Below are 14857 nucleotides of genomic sequence, written 5' to 3'. Positions count from 1 at the left end.
CCGACAGTCCTCCGGGGGCGCGCGCGATGCCCGCCACACGATAACGTTTCTGCGGAGGTTCCCCCGATGACAACTGCCCCTGCTCCCGCGCCTGAACAGACAGCGGAGCCGAAGAACGCGCTCGACCGGTTCTTCGAGATCACCCGCCGCGGATCCACGATCGGCACCGAGATCCGAGGGGGCCTGGTCACCTTCGTGACGATGGCGTACATCGTGATCCTCAACCCGATCATCCTGTCCACGCCGGACGTCGCCGGCGACACGCTGCCGGGACCCGCGGTCGCCGCCGCCACCGCGCTGACGGCCGGCGTCATGACCGTGCTGTTCGGCGTCATCACACGCCTGCCCTTCGCGTTCGCCGCAGGCCTCGGCATCAACGCGTTCGTCGCGTTCACGGTGGTCGGATCGGTCACATGGGCCGAGGCCATGGCCCTCGTCATGATCAACGGAATCGTCATCGTGCTGCTCGCGGCCACCGGGCTGCGGAAGATGATCTTCGACGCCGTGCCCGTGCAGCTGAAGCTCGCGATCACGGTCGGCATCGGCCTGTTCATCGCGTTCATCGGGTTCGTGAACGCCGGCTTCGTGACGGCGACGGGCAACGCGTCTCCTCCCGTCGACCTCGGCATCGGCGGCTCCGTGGCCAGCGTGCCGACCCTGCTCTTCGTCATCACGCTGCTGCTGGGCGGCGTGCTCATCGCCCTGCGCGTCAAGGGCGCGATCCTCATCGCCCTCGTCGGCGGCACCGTGATCGGCGCGCTCATCAACCTCATCTGGAAGGTGGAGGGCCTCGGCTTCGACTTCTCCGGCGGCATCGTGTCCCTGCCGGATCTCAGTCTGATCGGCGCGGTGGACTTCTCCTTCGATCTCGGCAAGGTCAGCTTCGTCGCGCTCGTGATGTTCGTCTTCACCCTCGTCTTCTCGAACTTCTTCGACGCCATGGGCACCATGACGGGGCTCGCCAAGGAGGCGGATCTCGCCGACGCGAAGGGCGACTTCCCGCGGATCAAGTCGGCCCTGGTCGTCGAGGGCGTCGGAGCCATCGTGGGAGGCGGGACCTCGTCCTCCTCGGCCACGGTGTTCGTCGAGTCCGGCGCCGGCATCGGCGAGGGCGCGCGCACCGGCTTCGCGACCGTCATCACGGGCGGTCTTTTCCTGCTGGCGATGTTCTTCACGCCGCTGACCTCGCTCGTCCCCGGCGCGATCGCCGGCGCCGCACTGGTTCTCGTCGGGGCCATGATGCTGTCGCAGATCAAGAACATCGACTTCAGCGACTTCCGCGTGCTGCTGCCGGTGTTCCTGACCGTCACGGTCATGCCGATGACGTACTCGATCGCCAACGGAATCGGTGCGGGCTTCGTCAGCTGGATCGTCGTCAACGCCCTGTCCGGCCGGGCGAGGACGATCCACCCGCTGCTGTGGATCGTCGGCGTCGGCTTCGTGCTGTTCTTCGCCCGCGGCCCGATCGAGGCGGCCTTCGGCGTCGCCTGACCTCGGACACGACGGAGGGTCGGATGCCCCGGCATCCGACCCTCCGTCGTTCCCGCGCGTTCAGTCGGCCGCATAGGCGGCGGCGAACTCCGGCGACGGCTCGATCGGCTCGATGACGTCGAGCAGCACGCCCCCGGGTGCCTCGACGATGAAGTGGCGCTGGCCGAAGGCCTCATCCCGCAGCGGGAGCCGCTCGCTCAGGCCCAGCTCCCCCACCATCCGCGCATGCTCGGCCGCGGCATCCTCGACTTCCACGTTGAGCAGCAGCCCGCGCACGGGCTCGCGGAATCCGTCCGGGATCGTCTCATGCGAGCGATCGAGCACGGCCAGCTCTCCCCCGGCGAAACGCAGGCTCACGTACCAGTTCGTCTCGAACGCCGTCTCGAAGCCGAGGACCTCGCGGTAGAACCGCGCACTCGCAGGAACGTCGTCGACCATCAGGACCGGGTAGAAGCTCGTGACTTCCATGTCATCCTCCTTTACATACACGCTGTTTGTATTTCCTCGGTTTAGAATACATACACACTGCACGTAAGGGAAGTCCATGCCCAGAGCCAGCGCCGCCGAGGCCGCCGAGACGGCGCGTCGCATCCTCGCCGTGGCCGCCGATCACTTCGCCGAGCACGGGTTCGCGGCGGCGTCCGTCGACGACATCGCCCGCTCCGCCGGAGTCACGCGCGGCGCGGTCTATCACCACTACGCCTCGAAACGCGGCCTGTTCACCACCGTCGCGACCGCACAGCAGCAGACGGTCGCCGAGGCGATCGCGACGCGTACCGAGCGTTCGCGCCCGCAGGACGCGTTGCGCGAGGGCAGTCATGCCTTCCTCGATGCCATCACGCAGGGCGCCGCGGCGCGCATCCTGCTGGTCGACGGACCGGCGGTGCTGACCTGGGAGGACTGGCGTCGTATGGACGCTGCGGGACCCGAGACGGAGTTGCGCGCGGGCCTCGCCGAAGCGGGGATCGCCCCCGAGCTGATCGACGCCATGACCGCCGCGCTGTCCGGGGCCATGAACGAACTCGCGCTCCTGCTCACCAGGAACCCTCAGGACGCCGCCGCCCGCGCGCAGGCGCACGAGGCCCTGGACACCCTGCTCGACGGCATCCGCTGAACCCGCCGGCGGCACGCGCGATGTCCCCGGACATGACGAAGGCCCGGGGTGGAGCCCGGGCCTTCGTCTACAGCTTAGCGCGTCAGAGCGACTCGATGATCTCGCGCATCAGAGCGGCGGTCTCACTCGGCGTCTTGCCGACCTTGACCCCGGCGGCCTCAAGGGCCTCCTTCTTCGCCTGCGCGGTGCCGGCGGAGCCGGAGACGATGGCACCGGCGTGGCCCATGGTCTTGCCCTCCGGAGCCGTGAAGCCGGCCACGTAACCCACGACGGGCTTGGTGACGTTGGCCTTGATGTACTCCGCAGCGCGCTCCTCGGCGTCGCCGCCGATCTCGCCGATCATCACGATCGCCTTGGTGTCGGGGTCGGCCTCGAACGCGGCGAGCGCATCGATGTGCGTCGTGCCGATGACCGGGTCTCCGCCGATGCCGATGGCCGTGGAGAAGCCGATGTCCTTGAGCTCGAACATCATCTGGTACGTCAGCGTGCCCGACTTCGACACCAGGCCGATCGGTCCGGTGCCCGTGATGTTGGCCGGGGTGATCCCGGCGAGCGCCTCGCCGGGCGTGATGATGCCGGGGCAGTTCGGGCCGATGATGCGGGTCTTGTTGCCCTTGGACTTCGCGTACGCCCACGCCTCGGCGCTGTCGCCCACCGGGATGCCCTCGGTGATGACGACCAGCAGCGGGATCTCGGCGTCGATGGCCTCGATCATGGCGTCCTTGGCGAACTTCGGCGGGACGAAGGCGACAGAGACGTCCGCCCCGGTCTTCTCGATGGCCTCGGCGACCGTGCCGAACACGGGGAGGTCGACCTCGCCCTCGTGCGGCTTCTCGTGGGTGACGGTCGTGCCGGCCTTGCGCGCGTTGACGCCGCCGACGATGTTCGTGCCCGCCTTCAGCATGAGCGCGGTGTGCTTGGTGCCCTCGCCGCCGGTGATGCCCTGGACGATGACCTTGGAGTCCTTGTTGAGGTAGATCGACATTTCTCTGATTCCTTCAGTCTCAGGCGTTCGCCAGCTCAGCGGCCTTGTCGGCGCCCTCGTCCATGCCCGCGGCGAGCGTGACGAGCGGGTGGTTCGCGTCCGCGAGGATCGCGCGGCCCTCCTCGACCTGGTTGCCGTCGAGGCGGACGACGAGCGGCTTCGTCGCGTGGTCGCCGAGGATCTCGAGCGCCTTGACGATGCCCTCCGCGACCGCGACGCACGAGGTGATGCCGCCGAAGACGTTGACGAACACGCTCTTGACCTGCGCGTCGCCGAGGATGACGTCGAGCCCCGCGGCCATGACCTGCGCGTTCGCGCCGCCGCCGATGTCGAGGAAGTTGGCCGGCTTCACGCCGCCGTGGTTCTCGCCGGCGTACGCGACGACGTCCAGCGTGGACATGACCAGACCCGCGCCGTTGCCGATGATGCCGACCTCGCCGTCGAGCTTGACGTAGTTGAGGCCCTCGGCCTTGGCCTTCGCCTCCAGCGGGTCGGCGGCGTCCTTGTCCTCCAGCTCCTCGTGCTCCGGGTGGCGCACCTCGCTGGCGTTGTCGTCGAGCGAGACCTTGCCGTCCAGGGCGATGATCGACCCGTCCTCGGTGCGCACCAGCGGGTTCACCTCGACGAGCGTGGCGTCCTCGCCCTTGTAGACCTCGAAGAGCTTCACGAAGACGTCGGCGACCTTCTCGACGAGATCCTCCGGGAACTTCGCCGCACGGGCGATCTCGACCGCCTTGTCCTTGTCGATGCCGGTCAGCGGGTCGACCTCGACGCGAGCCAGCGCTTCGGGCTTCTCGACGGCGAGCTGCTCGATCTCCATGCCGCCCTCGACGGAGCACAGCGACAGGTACGAGCGGTTGGCGCGGTCGAGCAGCACGGAGAAGTAGAACTCCTCGGCGATCGCGGCGCCCTGCGCGACCATGACGCGCTTGACCACGTGGCCCTTGATGTCCAGACCCAGGATCGCCTTGGCGGCCTCGTACGCCTCGTCCGGCGTCTTCGCGACCTTCACGCCGCCGGCCTTGCCGCGGCCACCGGTCTTCACCTGCGCCTTGACGACGACCACGCCGCCGATCTTCTCGGCTGCCGCTCTCACCTCCTCAGGAGTGTCCGCGACGATGCCGGCGAGGACCGGCACTCCGTACTTCTCGAAAAGGTCTCGTGCCTGGTACTCGTAGAGATCCACGTGCAGTCCTTCGCTGGTTGCGGCGGGTGGGACGCGACAAGATTGTCGGTTGCCGATTGTTGAATCGACCCGATCCCCCAGCCTACTACCGTCTGTCATCGTGCTTTCGCGCCGGTCTAGGCTTCTCGCTATGCACGAATCCGCAGAACCGCGCTCCGCCGTCGTCGCCGCAGCGCTCGAACTGTTCCAGGCGCAGGGGTACGACCAGACCTCCGTGGAGCAGATCGCCCGGGCCGCCGGGGTCAGCCGTTCGACCTTCTTCCGTCAGTTCGGCGGGAAGGAGGACGTCGTCTTCGCCGACCACGAGGTGCTGCTGGAAGAACTGCGCTCCTTCCTCGCCGAGGGGCACGACGACCCCTGGACGGCGGTGTGCGAGGCATCCGAGCACGTCTACGCGCATTTCGCGCACGATCCCGAGATGGCCAGACAGCGCTACCAGATCGTCCGGCAGGTCCCCGTGCTGCGCGAGCGCGAGATCATCACGGTGTTCCGTTATGAGCGCCTGTTCGACGAGTACCTGCGCGGCGCCCTTCCCGGCATCGATCCGCTCGACGCGGTCGGGTTCGCCGCTCTGGTCACCGCGGTGCACAACCATGTGCTGCGCCGCCTGCTGCGCGGCACGAAGAAGGTGCCGCTGACGACCCTGCAGACGGCCCTCGCCGACGTCCGTCGGCGTTACGGCGTGCAGGAGGACGCCGCGGCGTCCGCAGCTGACGACGTGGTCGTCGCTGTGTTCCCGCGGTCGATGCCGGTCGCCGAGATCACCCGCCGTCTGGGTGCCGAACTGGGCTGATGACCTCCGTGGCACTCGGTGCCTCCCGACGTGAAACCGAGTGCCGCATCGGAGTAGAGTGGCGCGCATGAGCGATGAAGCCACCCTCCTCCCCGGCGAGCGCGTCTCCCGCTACGACACGACGACCCGCCGCGACAGCGACTACTACGCCGTGTTCGCGGACATCCCGGACGCCGACCGCGCCGCGTGGGATCGCGCCAGGGCGTACATCGACGAGGTCGGTCCCCGCATGGCCGAGGCCTGGGACCGCGGCGAGTACCCCTTGGACGTCGCCCGCCGCATGGGCGAGATGGACCTCGTCGTCGATGGCATCGACCATCCGCTGCTCACGCGCCTCTCGCCGCTCGCGGCCGGACTGGTCAACATGGAGATCTCCCGCGGCGACGGATCGCTCGGCACCGTGCTCGCCGTGCAGGGCGGACTCGCGCTGCGCACCCTCGCACTGTTCGGCAGCGACGATCAGCAGGAGAGGTGGCTGACGGCGCTCGCTGACGGCTCGGTGCTGGGATCGTTCGCGCTCACCGAACCCGACCACGGGTCCGACTCGGTGTCGCTCGAGACCGTCGCGCGCCGCGACGGCGACGGCTGGGTCATCCGCGGCGCCAAGAAGTGGATCGGCAACGGCGCCTCCGGAGGGATCACGTTCGTGTGGGCGCGGGTGGAGGATCCGGATGCCGCGGAGCACGGCGCGGTGCGCTGCTTCCTCATCGAGCAGTCCGCCCCCGGGTACACGGGGACCGTCATCCCGGGGAAGGGCTCGCTGCGCGGCATCCATCAGGCGCACATCGTCCTCGACGACGTGCGCGTCCCCGCCGATGCCGTCCTGCCGGGGACCCGCAGCTTCAAGGACGCCTCCACCGTGCTGTACGCCACGCGATCCGGTGTCGCCTGGTCGGCGCTCGGGCACGCGACGGCCTGCTACGAGGCGGCGCTGTCCTACGCGCTGCAGCGCGTGCAGTTCGGCAAGCCGTTGGCGAAGTTCCAGATGGTGCAGGAGCGGCTCACGCACATGCTCGAGGACCTCACCGCCATGCAGCTGTACTGCCGCCGACTCGCCGATCTCGAGAACGCCGGCGAGCTGCGCCCGACCCAGGCGTCGCTGGCGAAGTTCCACAACACGCGGGCCGCCCGCCGCATCGCCGCGACGGCCCGGGACCTGCTCGGCGGAAACGGCATCCTGCTCGAGAACGGCGTGATCCAGCACATGGCCGACATCGAGGCCATCCACACCTACGAGGGCACCGAGAGCGTGCAGGCGCTGCTGCTGGGTCGCGACATCACCGGTCATTCGGCGTTCGCGTGACGCCTGCCGCGAGGGTCAGCTGCAGCCGCAGGTACCTGCGGGAGTGCGCGTCATGAAGCACACGTCGCACACGCCGTAGTCGCGCTCGACGGGCTTCGGCTTGGCGGCCCGATCGGGGCGCGGTGCGGCAGCCGCCCGAGGCGTGGACGTGCGCGACCGCGACGCCCTCGCCGGGGTCGCCGGCGCGAACTCGCTGGGATGGACCGCGTAGAAGTACGGTGCGCGCCCCTCGCTCGGCACCAGCCGCAGCGGCGCCGAGCCGACGACGACCACCTCGTCCTCGGTGAAGCCGTTGGTGTACGTCCGACCGATGTGCAGCGCGGCGCCCTCTCCCCGGCGGATGGCCTCGATGTAGCGGCCGCGGTCGATGTAGGAGGTGATGCCGACGGCATCCATGATCTGCGTGATGAACGCGTGGTTCACCGGATCGATGCGGTGAGCGCGCAGCGCCTCGGCGAGGTTGCGGTACGGACGGGAGGTGCCTGCGGGGGTCGGCCCCTGTACTTCGTTCATCACTACCAGGATCGCACGCGCGCCGACGTCCTGCAGACCGCTTCTGCGCGTGCAAGACTGGCGGCATGGCGCACGCGACGATCATCGGGAGCGGTCCGAACGGACTCGCGGCGGCCGTCTCGATGGCACGGGCCGGCTACCGGGTGCGCGTCCTCGAAGCGGCGGCGACGATCGGCGGCGGCGTGCGCAGCGAGGCGTCGACGCTCCCGGGCTTCGTCCACGACATCTGCTCCGCCGTGCATCCCGCCGCTCTCGCCTCGCCGTTCTTCCAGGCGTTCGGACTGGCCGACCGGATCGACTGGATCCGCCCGGCGATCTCGTACGCGCACCCGCTCGACGACGGCCGCGCCGGCGTCGCCTGGCGCGACGTCGAGCGTACGGCCGCGGGCCTCGGCGTCGACGAACGCGCATGGCTCAGCCGCCTGCGCCCGCTCAGCGCACACATCGGCGGCGTGGTCGACTTCACCGGCAATCAGATGCTGCGCATCCCGCGCGATCCCGTGACCGCAGTGCGGTTCGCCCTGCGGATGCTCGACCAGGGGACCCCGCTCGCGAAGCGCACCTTCCGCACCGAGGAGGCGGCCGCCCTGCTCAGCGGCGTGCTCGCGCATGCCAACACCCCGCTTCCCTCGCTCGCCGGCGCGGCGGCGGGTCTCCTGCTGGCCGCACAGGCCCACGCCGGAGGGTGGATGTACCCGCGCGGGGGCGCGCAGCGCATCGCCGATGCGCTGGCCGCCGATCTCCGCGCCCACGGCGGCGAGATCGAGACAGGCGTGCACGTCACGGATCTCGGCGCGCTCGACTGGGGAGACCCCGCCCGCGGGGACGTGCTGCTGCTGGACACCTCCCCGCGGCTGCTGCTGTCGCACCCCGACGTCCCTTCGCGCTACGCCAGAGCGGTCGAGGGATACCGGTACGGACCGGCGGCGGCGAAGGTCGACTTCGCACTGGACGGGCCCGTGCCGTGGACCAATCCCGACGTCGCCCTGGCGCCGACCGTGCACGTCGGCGGCACGCGCGAGGAGGTGTGGGCGAGCGAGAACGCCGTCGCACACGGACGCGTGAGCGAACGGCCGTACGTGCTCACGTCGCAGCCGTCCGTGCTGGACGACTCCCGCGCCCCCGCGGGCAAGGCCGTGCTCTGGGCCTACATCCACGTGCCGCAGGGCTCGGACCTCGACGCCACGGAACTCGTGACGCGCCAGATCGAGCGGTTCGCCCCCGGCTTCCGGGACCGCATCCTCGCCCACCACGCCGTCCCGGCCTCCGCGCGGGAGGCCATCAATCCGGCCGAGATCGGCGGCGACATCCTCGGCGGCGCCTTCACGATCCGACAGGCGATCCGACGCCCGACGCTGTCGACCGCCCCCTGGCGGACACCGATGCCCGGCGTGTATCTCGCCTCGGCCTCCACTCCCCCCGGTCCCGGCGTGAACGGGCTGTCCGGCTGGCACGCGGCACGCACCGCCCTCAAGGATGCCGGGGCTCCGGCATCCCTGGCCGACCTGTTCTGAGCCACCGCCGTTCCGGACTCCGGCACGATCGCTCTCCCGCGCCGCCGCGGGCGGCCGCCGCGCGGGTTCTGCAGGAGTTCGACACGCGCACCATCCACGGCGGACCTTCCGGCGGGCAGCCGCACCGGGCAGGATGGCTGCATGTACGACATCCCCGCGCCGATGCTGGCGAAGGCCGCCTCCGCCGTCCCCGACCCCGCCAAGACGCCGGGAGGGCTGCTCTACGAGCCGAAGTGGGACGGGTTCCGCGGGCTCCTGGCGTGGGACGGCGAGACGCTGGAGATCGGTTCCCGTGGCGCCAAGCCGCTGACGCGCTATTTCCCGGAGCTGGCGGATGCCGCGGCATCCGCTCTCCCCCGACCGTGCCTCCTCGACGGTGAGATCGTCGTCGCCACGGGCGAACCCGGCGCGCAGCGCCTGGACTGGGAGGCGCTCAGCCAGCGCATCCACCCCGCCGCGTCGCGCATCACCCGGCTGTCGGAGGAGACGCCCGCGATGTTCGTCGCGTTCGACCTGCTCGCCGACGGAGACGACCTGCTGCAGGAGCGTCCGTTCTTCGAACGCCGCGACCGCCTGGAACAGCTGCTCCACGATGTCCCCCATCCGTTCCACCTCACCCGGACGACACGCGAACAGGCCGTCGCCGAGCGCTGGCTCGCCGAGTTCGAGGGGGCGGGCCTGGACGGCATCGTCGCGAAGCCGCTCGGCCAGCCGTACGCGCCTGGCAAGCGCACGCTCATCAAGGTCAAGCACGCGCGCACCGCGGACGTGGTCGCTCTCGGCTACCGCATCCACAAGTCCGGCTCGGGCGTCGGGTCGCTCCTGGTGGGGCTGTACGACGCCGACGGGACGCTGCGGCAGGTCGGCGGTGTGGCCGCCTGGAGCGACGTCCGCCGCCAGGAGCTCGTCGAGGAGCTCGCTCCGTTCGTCGAGCGGGATGCCGACGGCGAGGCCGTGACCGGCGAGGGCGAGCGCAGCCGCTTCAGCGGAGCCAAGGACACCTCGTTCGTGCGGCTCCGCCCCGAACGCGTGCTCGAGGTGCGCTACGACCAGATGGAGGGCGCGCGCTTCCGGCACACCGTGCAGTTCGAGCGCTGGCGGCCCGACCGGGACGCCCGCTCCTGCACCTACGCGCAGCTCGAGACCGTCGCCGGCTACGACCTGGACGACGTGCTGGCCTGAGGGGAGACGGCTTCAGCCGTCGACCCGCTCGCCGTCCTCGTCCCAGTTCTCCGCGACCTTCTTGCTCGGCTGCACGCGCGGCGGCTCGCCGGGCATCTTGGGGAACTCCGGCGGGAAGGAGAGCTCACCCAGCCCGTTCTCCAGGTCGCGCTCCCACCATCCCAGGAGCGTGTCGATCCGGCCGGGTGCGGCCTGCAGTTCGGCCCACGGATCGCCCACCTCGGCGAGCCGCTCCGGGATGCTGCGGACCGTGAAGCGCATCGGGTCCACGTCGTCGAGCTCGTCCCAGTCCAGGGGCGTCGACACCGTCGCAGCCGGGAGGGCGCGCGGACTGTAGGCGCCGGCCATCGTGCGGTCGCGATTGGCCTGGTTGAAGTCGACGAAGATGCGCTCGCCCCGCTCCTCTTTCCACCAGCTCATCGTCACCCGGTCCGGCATGCGGCGCTCCAGCTCGCGCCCGGCGGCGATCACGGCGTGCCGCACGTCGAGGAACTCGTGCTCGGGGACGATCGGGCAGAACACGTGCAGGCCCCGGTTGCCGCTCGTCTTGATGAACGGCTCGAGTCCGCCCTCGCGCAGGACCTCGCGCAGTCCGTGCGCGGCGACCACGGCATCCGCGAAGTCCGTGCCGGGCTGAGGGTCCAGATCGATGCGCAGTTCGACCGGGTTGTCGGGCTCGTCGGCCAGCGATGCCCACGGATGGAAGACGATCGTGTTCATCTGCACGGCCCAGACGATCGCGCTCGGCCGGTTGAAGACGATCTGCGGATGCCGGCGACCGCTGTTGTACGTGACGGTCACGGCGTCCACGAAGTCCGGGGTGCCCTTGGGCGGGTTCTTGGAGAAGAAGCTCTCTCCGCCGATGCCGTCCCGGAAACGTTCGAGGGACACCGGGCGGTGGCCGTTCGCGGTGAGGAACGGCGTCGCGACGAGCTGGACGTACTCGGCCAGCTCGGCCTTCGTGATGCCGAGCTCGGGCCACACCACCCGGTTCGGGCTGGACAGCGCGATCTCGCGCTCCCCCTCAGGGTCGGACACGGTCAGCGTGACGCGTTCGGAGGCCATGCGTCGACCCTATGCCGAACCGTCGGCCGGGGCCAGGGGCGACGGCGCATCGCGCCGGAATGCCGGCTCCGACGCCCCGGGGCTCAGTCCCCCAGGTCGACGGCCAGCACGAGCACCGGAGCGAGCGCATCGCGCTCGACGATGATCGATGGGCCCGCGGCGTCCACCAGGACCCCGGCCATCTCGGGGTGCGTGGAGAGCACCTTCGCCAGCTGCTCCGGGGCGAACGGCATCGGGCGGTCTCCCCGCCCGAGCGCCACGACCTCGAGCGGGTGCGAGAACAGCTGCAGGAAGCGCTTGCCGTCCGGCGTCTGCGCTTCGGCGATGCCGACCTGGCCGCTGCCGCTGCCGTCGTTGACGGCCACCCACGCCTTCGTCGCGGCCAGCGCCTCACCGACCCTGGCCGCCGTGTCCGCCTCGCGAGGCCCGGCGAGAAGCGTCTTGATCGTGAGGTTCTCGTCCGCCTGGTCCAGTGCCTTCTGCAGCACCTCGGTGGGGAACACCGCGCGGTGCGCGCCGGAGGCGTTGTCCAGGATCATCCCGGTGAAGCCGCCGGAGATCACCTGCTGGATCACCGAGGTCACCGGCTGTGCCACCGCGGAGGTCGCGGTGGGATCGGTCTCGCGCTGCACCGAGTCCCTGACCGACGCGGCGTTGCTGAACGCGAGCAGGAAGGAGCGGTCCTCGTCGCGCACGACGGCGATCGACAGCGGCTTGCCCTCGCTGATCTGCTCGCGCGCATCACCGCTCACGCGCAGGTACAGGTGACCCTGCAGAGCCTGGCGGAGCACGCCGAGCAGCTGCTCGTTCGTCGCCCCTTCCGCGAGCTCCGCGAGCGCCTCGCGCAGCAGAACGTTGTCCTTCATCCCCGGGACGGTCTCGGTCTGCTCCGGGGGCAGCGCGGCAGCCAGCGGCAGGGAGCGCTTGACGGGGGCCGCCGGCGTGGTCGGCGCCGAGGACGGCGGCTTCGGCGCGGCGGCCGGGCGCGCCGACTCCTGCTCGGTCGGGAGCGCGACCTCTGGACCGGCGTCTGCCCCCACCCCGCGGAACGCCTGCACGGAGATTCCGACGCTCGGCGCTGCGGCCTCGGCCTCGGGCGCGACATCGGCTGCGGCTTCGGGCGTCTCGTCGACGGCGTCCGCCGCCGCAGCGGTGGCGTCGTCGTCGACCGATGCCGGTTCGGTGACCGGGACGGCGTCGTCGGCGGACTTCTTGCGGCGGGAGAACAAGGCCATGCCAGTCAGCCTAATCGCCGCGCACCCGTCGCCGGGTCCGCGCAGGCATCCGGACTACAGCTTCTCGATCGGGGCGATCTTGATGAGGAGCTTCTTCTGCCCCGCGGCGTCGAACCTGACGTGCGCGATCCGCTTCGCGCCCTCACCGGTGACGGCGTCCACCCGGCCCTCGCCGAAGTCGTCGTGCCGGATGCGATCTCCGGGGGCGAGTTCCAGATCGCCGTTGTCGCGAACCTTCGCTGTCACCTTGTTCGGGAAGCGGTCCATCGACGTCGACAGCGGCTTGAGCGCGCCGCCCAGCGGCTTCACGGCGAAGCGGTCGCCTCCGCCGCCGGGACGCCGCGCGTTGAGCGCACGGGACTGGGTGCCGCCGCGCGAGTTCACATCACCGGGCGACTGGCGCCAGTCGATGAGGTCCGCGGGGATCTCCTGCAGGAAGCGGCTCGGCATGGCGACCGACACCTCGCCGAACTGGGCGCGCGTCATCGCGAGGGAGAGATGCAGCCTCTTGCGCGCACGGGTGATGCCGACGTAGAACAGCCGGCGCTCCTCCTGCGGTCCGCCCGGCTCCCCCGCCGAGATCCGGTGCGGGATGAGGTCCTCCTCGACGCCGGTGACGAACACGGCGTCGTACTCCAGCCCCTTGGCGGTGTGCATCGTCATCATCGAGACCGTGCCGGACTCGTCGTCCAGATCGTCCGCGTCCGAGACGAGCGCCACCTCGGTCAGGAAGTCGACGATCGTCCCCTCCGGGTTGTTCCGGGCGAAGTCGCGCGTGACGGCCACGAACTCGTCGAGGTTCTCGACTCTGGCCTCGTCCTGCGGGTCGCGGCTGGCGCGCAGGGCGTCGAGGTAGCCGCTCTTGGCGAGCAGCAGAGTGAGCCCGTCGGCGACGGAGGTGGCCGGCGGCACCTCCCCCGAGGAGGGAAGCAGGATCTCGGACGCCTCGGTGAGCACGGCATCCAGCTGGCCGATCGCCGCCTGCAGCTTCGGGCCGACACCGAGCTCGGCGGGGCGGGACAGCGCCTCGCGGAAGGTGATGCCGTGCTCCTCCGCGAACCGCGCGATCGACGCCGCCGTGACGTCGCCGATCCCCCGGCGCGGCCGGTTCAGGATGCGGCGCAACGACATCTCGTCTGCCGGGTTCGCCACCGCGATCAGGTACGCCAGGGCGTCCTTGATCTCGGCACGCTCGTAGAACTTCGTACCGCCCATGATCTTGTACGGCACGGCCGCGCGGATGAAGATCTCCTCCAGCGCACGCGACTGCGAGTTCGTGCGATAGAACACCGCCATCTCGGAGTAGGGCACGCCGGCGCGGCGCAGCGCCTCGACCTCGTCCGCGACGAACTGCGCCTCATCGTGCTGCGAGTAGCCGGTGAACCCGACGATCTTCTCGCCCTCGCCCCGGTCGGTCCACAGCTTCTTGTCCTTGCGGTCGAAGTTGTTGCCGATCACGGCGTTGGCGGCCGACAGGATGTTCTGTGTCGACCGGTAGTTCTGCTCGAGCAGAACCACCTTGGCACCCGGGAAGTCGCGTTCGAACTCGCTGATGTTGCGGATGTCCGCGCCGCGGAACGCGTAGATCGACTGATCGGAGTCGCCCACCACGGTGAGCGAGGCGGCCTCGACCTCGGGGGCCGTCTCTGGTTCGAAGATCATCATGCCGTTCGAGGCATACGGGTCGGGCGCGCTGGCGGAGACGGGTCGGGTGAGCTCGTGGATCAGTGCGTACTGCGCATGGTTCGTGTCCTGGTACTCGTCGACCAGGATGTGGCGGAACCGGCGGCGGTAGGTGTCGGCCACCTGGGGGAACGCGCGGAACAGGAACACGGTCTGCGCGATCAGGTCGTCGAAGTCGAAGGCGTTGGCCCTGTGCAGCTGGCGCTGATAGTCGCCGAAGATCTCGACGAAGAGACGCTCGGCCGGATCGGACATGTTCGCCTGCCGGGCGTATGCGTCGGCATCCGACAGCTCGTTCTTGAGCTTGGAGATGCGGGACTGCACGGATGCCGGCGTCAGGCCGTACGCGTCGGCCTCGTGCTCCTTGACGAGCCTCTTGATGAGCGCGCGCGAATCGCCGGAGTCGTAGATCGTGAACGTCTTGGTGAAGCCGAACTGCTCGGCCTCGCGCCGCAGGATCCGCACGCACGCCGAGTGGAACGTCGAGATCCACATGCCCCGGGACGCCTCGCCGACGAGGGCCCCGACGCGCTCGCGCATCTCGCCGGCCGCCTTGTTCGTGAACGTGATCGCGAGGATCTGGCTCGGCCACGCCTCGCGCCCGCGCAGCAGTGACGCGATCCGCCGGGTCAGCACGCTGGTCTTGCCGGAGCCGGCGCCCGCGACGATGAGCAGCGCGGGGCCTCGATAGGTGACGGCTTCGAGCTGCTGCGGATTGAGGCCGGCGAGGAGGTCGTCCTGCGCTCCGGGGCCTGCCGTTCCGGGGACGATGAGAGGTGCGTCGGTCATGTCC

The 14857-nt window shown here is 70.0% G+C and carries 13 protein-coding genes; 6 read left to right on the top strand and 7 right to left on the bottom strand.

Annotated elements, in window-relative coordinates; genetic code table 11:
- Nucleotides 1–66 precede the first annotated feature (66 nt).
- The gene (locus tag KYX17_RS24490) at nt 67–1491 is read left to right on the top strand and encodes an NCS2 family permease (RefSeq protein WP_243230649.1); all 1425 of its coding nucleotides are present in this window, start codon (nt 67–69) and stop codon (nt 1489–1491) included.
- A gap of 60 nt (nt 1492–1551) precedes the next feature.
- Here KYX17_RS24490 and KYX17_RS24485 read toward each other — a convergent pair whose 3' ends face one another.
- On the bottom strand, nt 1552–1959 hold the full coding sequence (locus KYX17_RS24485) for a VOC family protein (RefSeq protein WP_243230647.1): 408 nt from the start codon (nt 1957–1959) through the stop codon (nt 1552–1554).
- A gap of 76 nt (nt 1960–2035) precedes the next feature.
- On the opposite strand from KYX17_RS24485, the gene KYX17_RS24480 reads away from it, so the two are divergent.
- On the top strand, nt 2036–2605 hold the full coding sequence (locus KYX17_RS24480) for a TetR/AcrR family transcriptional regulator (protein WP_243230638.1): 570 nt from the start codon (nt 2036–2038) through the stop codon (nt 2603–2605).
- Between the two features lie 82 nt (nt 2606–2687).
- Here the strand turns inward: KYX17_RS24480 and sucD are convergent, their stop codons facing one another.
- Both sucD and sucC read right to left on the bottom strand, forming a co-directional pair.
- Complete coding sequence (gene sucD, locus KYX17_RS24475) at nt 2688–3590, bottom strand: succinate--CoA ligase subunit alpha (RefSeq protein ID WP_243230636.1); 903 nt, start codon at nt 3588–3590, stop codon at nt 2688–2690.
- Between the two features lie 19 nt (nt 3591–3609).
- Entirely contained in the window at nt 3610–4776 is a 1167-nt protein-coding gene (gene sucC, locus KYX17_RS24470) for an ADP-forming succinate--CoA ligase subunit beta (protein WP_243230634.1), read from the bottom strand.
- A 130-nt stretch (nt 4777–4906) separates the two neighbouring features.
- Between sucC and KYX17_RS24465 the strand changes: the two genes are divergently transcribed.
- A complete protein-coding gene (locus KYX17_RS24465) occupies nt 4907–5569 on the top strand; it encodes a TetR/AcrR family transcriptional regulator (protein WP_243230629.1) in 663 nt (220 codons plus the stop codon).
- A gap of 67 nt (nt 5570–5636) precedes the next feature.
- Entirely contained in the window at nt 5637–6872 is a 1236-nt protein-coding gene (locus KYX17_RS24460; protein ID WP_243230627.1) for an acyl-CoA dehydrogenase family protein, read from the top strand.
- A gap of 15 nt (nt 6873–6887) precedes the next feature.
- Here the strand turns inward: KYX17_RS24460 and KYX17_RS24455 are convergent, their stop codons facing one another.
- Nucleotides 6888–7385 carry a hypothetical protein gene (locus KYX17_RS24455; protein ID WP_243230625.1) on the bottom strand — a complete coding sequence of 166 codons (498 nt, stop codon included), beginning with the start codon at nt 7383–7385 and terminating at the stop codon, nt 6888–6890.
- A 65-nt stretch (nt 7386–7450) separates the two neighbouring features.
- Between KYX17_RS24455 and KYX17_RS24450 the strand changes: the two genes are divergently transcribed.
- Both KYX17_RS24450 and KYX17_RS24445 read left to right on the top strand, forming a co-directional pair.
- Nucleotides 7451–8899, top strand: coding sequence for an NAD(P)/FAD-dependent oxidoreductase (locus tag KYX17_RS24450; protein WP_243230624.1), 1449 nt, complete (start codon nt 7451–7453; stop codon nt 8897–8899).
- Nucleotides 8900–9040: 141 nt separating this feature from the next.
- A complete protein-coding gene (locus tag KYX17_RS24445; RefSeq protein WP_243230622.1) occupies nt 9041–10081 on the top strand; it encodes an ATP-dependent DNA ligase in 1041 nt (346 codons plus the stop codon).
- A gap of 12 nt (nt 10082–10093) precedes the next feature.
- Here KYX17_RS24445 and ligD read toward each other — a convergent pair whose 3' ends face one another.
- The 3 genes from ligD to KYX17_RS24430 all read right to left on the bottom strand — a co-directional run bounded on the left by ligD (nt 10094) and on the right by KYX17_RS24430 (nt 14853).
- Nucleotides 10094–11146, bottom strand: coding sequence for a non-homologous end-joining DNA ligase (gene ligD, locus KYX17_RS24440; RefSeq protein WP_243230619.1), 1053 nt, complete (start codon nt 11144–11146; stop codon nt 10094–10096).
- A gap of 83 nt (nt 11147–11229) precedes the next feature.
- Nucleotides 11230–12381: an SseB family protein gene (locus tag KYX17_RS24435; RefSeq protein ID WP_243230617.1), complete on the bottom strand. Its 1152-nt coding sequence runs from the start codon at nt 12379–12381 to the stop codon at nt 11230–11232.
- Nucleotides 12382–12435: 54 nt separating this feature from the next.
- Complete coding sequence (locus KYX17_RS24430; RefSeq protein ID WP_243230615.1) at nt 12436–14853, bottom strand: ATP-dependent helicase; 2418 nt, start codon at nt 14851–14853, stop codon at nt 12436–12438.
- Between the last annotated feature and the right edge of the window lie 4 nt (nt 14854–14857).

This window comes from Microbacterium sp. CIAB417 (genome assembly GCF_022788845.1).
Note: the sequence above shows the minus strand (reverse complement) of the source record. Positions and strands in the feature narration are given on the sequence as shown.

Coding starts and splice junctions, on each gene's coding strand:
- KYX17_RS24460 (WP_243230627.1), top strand. CDS start 5,637: ATGAGCGATGAAGCCACCCTCCTCCCCGGCGAGCGCGTCTCCCGCTAC.
- sucD (WP_243230636.1), bottom strand. CDS start 3,590: ATGTCGATCTACCTCAACAAGGACTCCAAGGTCATCGTCCAGGGCATC.
- KYX17_RS24490 (WP_243230649.1), top strand. CDS start 67: ATGACAACTGCCCCTGCTCCCGCGCCTGAACAGACAGCGGAGCCGAAG.
- KYX17_RS24465 (WP_243230629.1), top strand. CDS start 4,907: ATGCACGAATCCGCAGAACCGCGCTCCGCCGTCGTCGCCGCAGCGCTC.
- KYX17_RS24480 (WP_243230638.1), top strand. CDS start 2,036: ATGCCCAGAGCCAGCGCCGCCGAGGCCGCCGAGACGGCGCGTCGCATC.
- ligD (WP_243230619.1), bottom strand. CDS start 11,146: ATGGCCTCCGAACGCGTCACGCTGACCGTGTCCGACCCTGAGGGGGAG.
- KYX17_RS24455 (WP_243230625.1), bottom strand. CDS start 7,385: ATGAACGAAGTACAGGGGCCGACCCCCGCAGGCACCTCCCGTCCGTAC.
- KYX17_RS24445 (WP_243230622.1), top strand. CDS start 9,041: ATGTACGACATCCCCGCGCCGATGCTGGCGAAGGCCGCCTCCGCCGTC.
- KYX17_RS24450 (WP_243230624.1), top strand. CDS start 7,451: ATGGCGCACGCGACGATCATCGGGAGCGGTCCGAACGGACTCGCGGCG.
- KYX17_RS24485 (WP_243230647.1), bottom strand. CDS start 1,959: ATGGAAGTCACGAGCTTCTACCCGGTCCTGATGGTCGACGACGTTCCT.
- KYX17_RS24430 (WP_243230615.1), bottom strand. CDS start 14,853: ATGACCGACGCACCTCTCATCGTCCCCGGAACGGCAGGCCCCGGAGCG.
- KYX17_RS24435 (WP_243230617.1), bottom strand. CDS start 12,381: ATGGCCTTGTTCTCCCGCCGCAAGAAGTCCGCCGACGACGCCGTCCCG.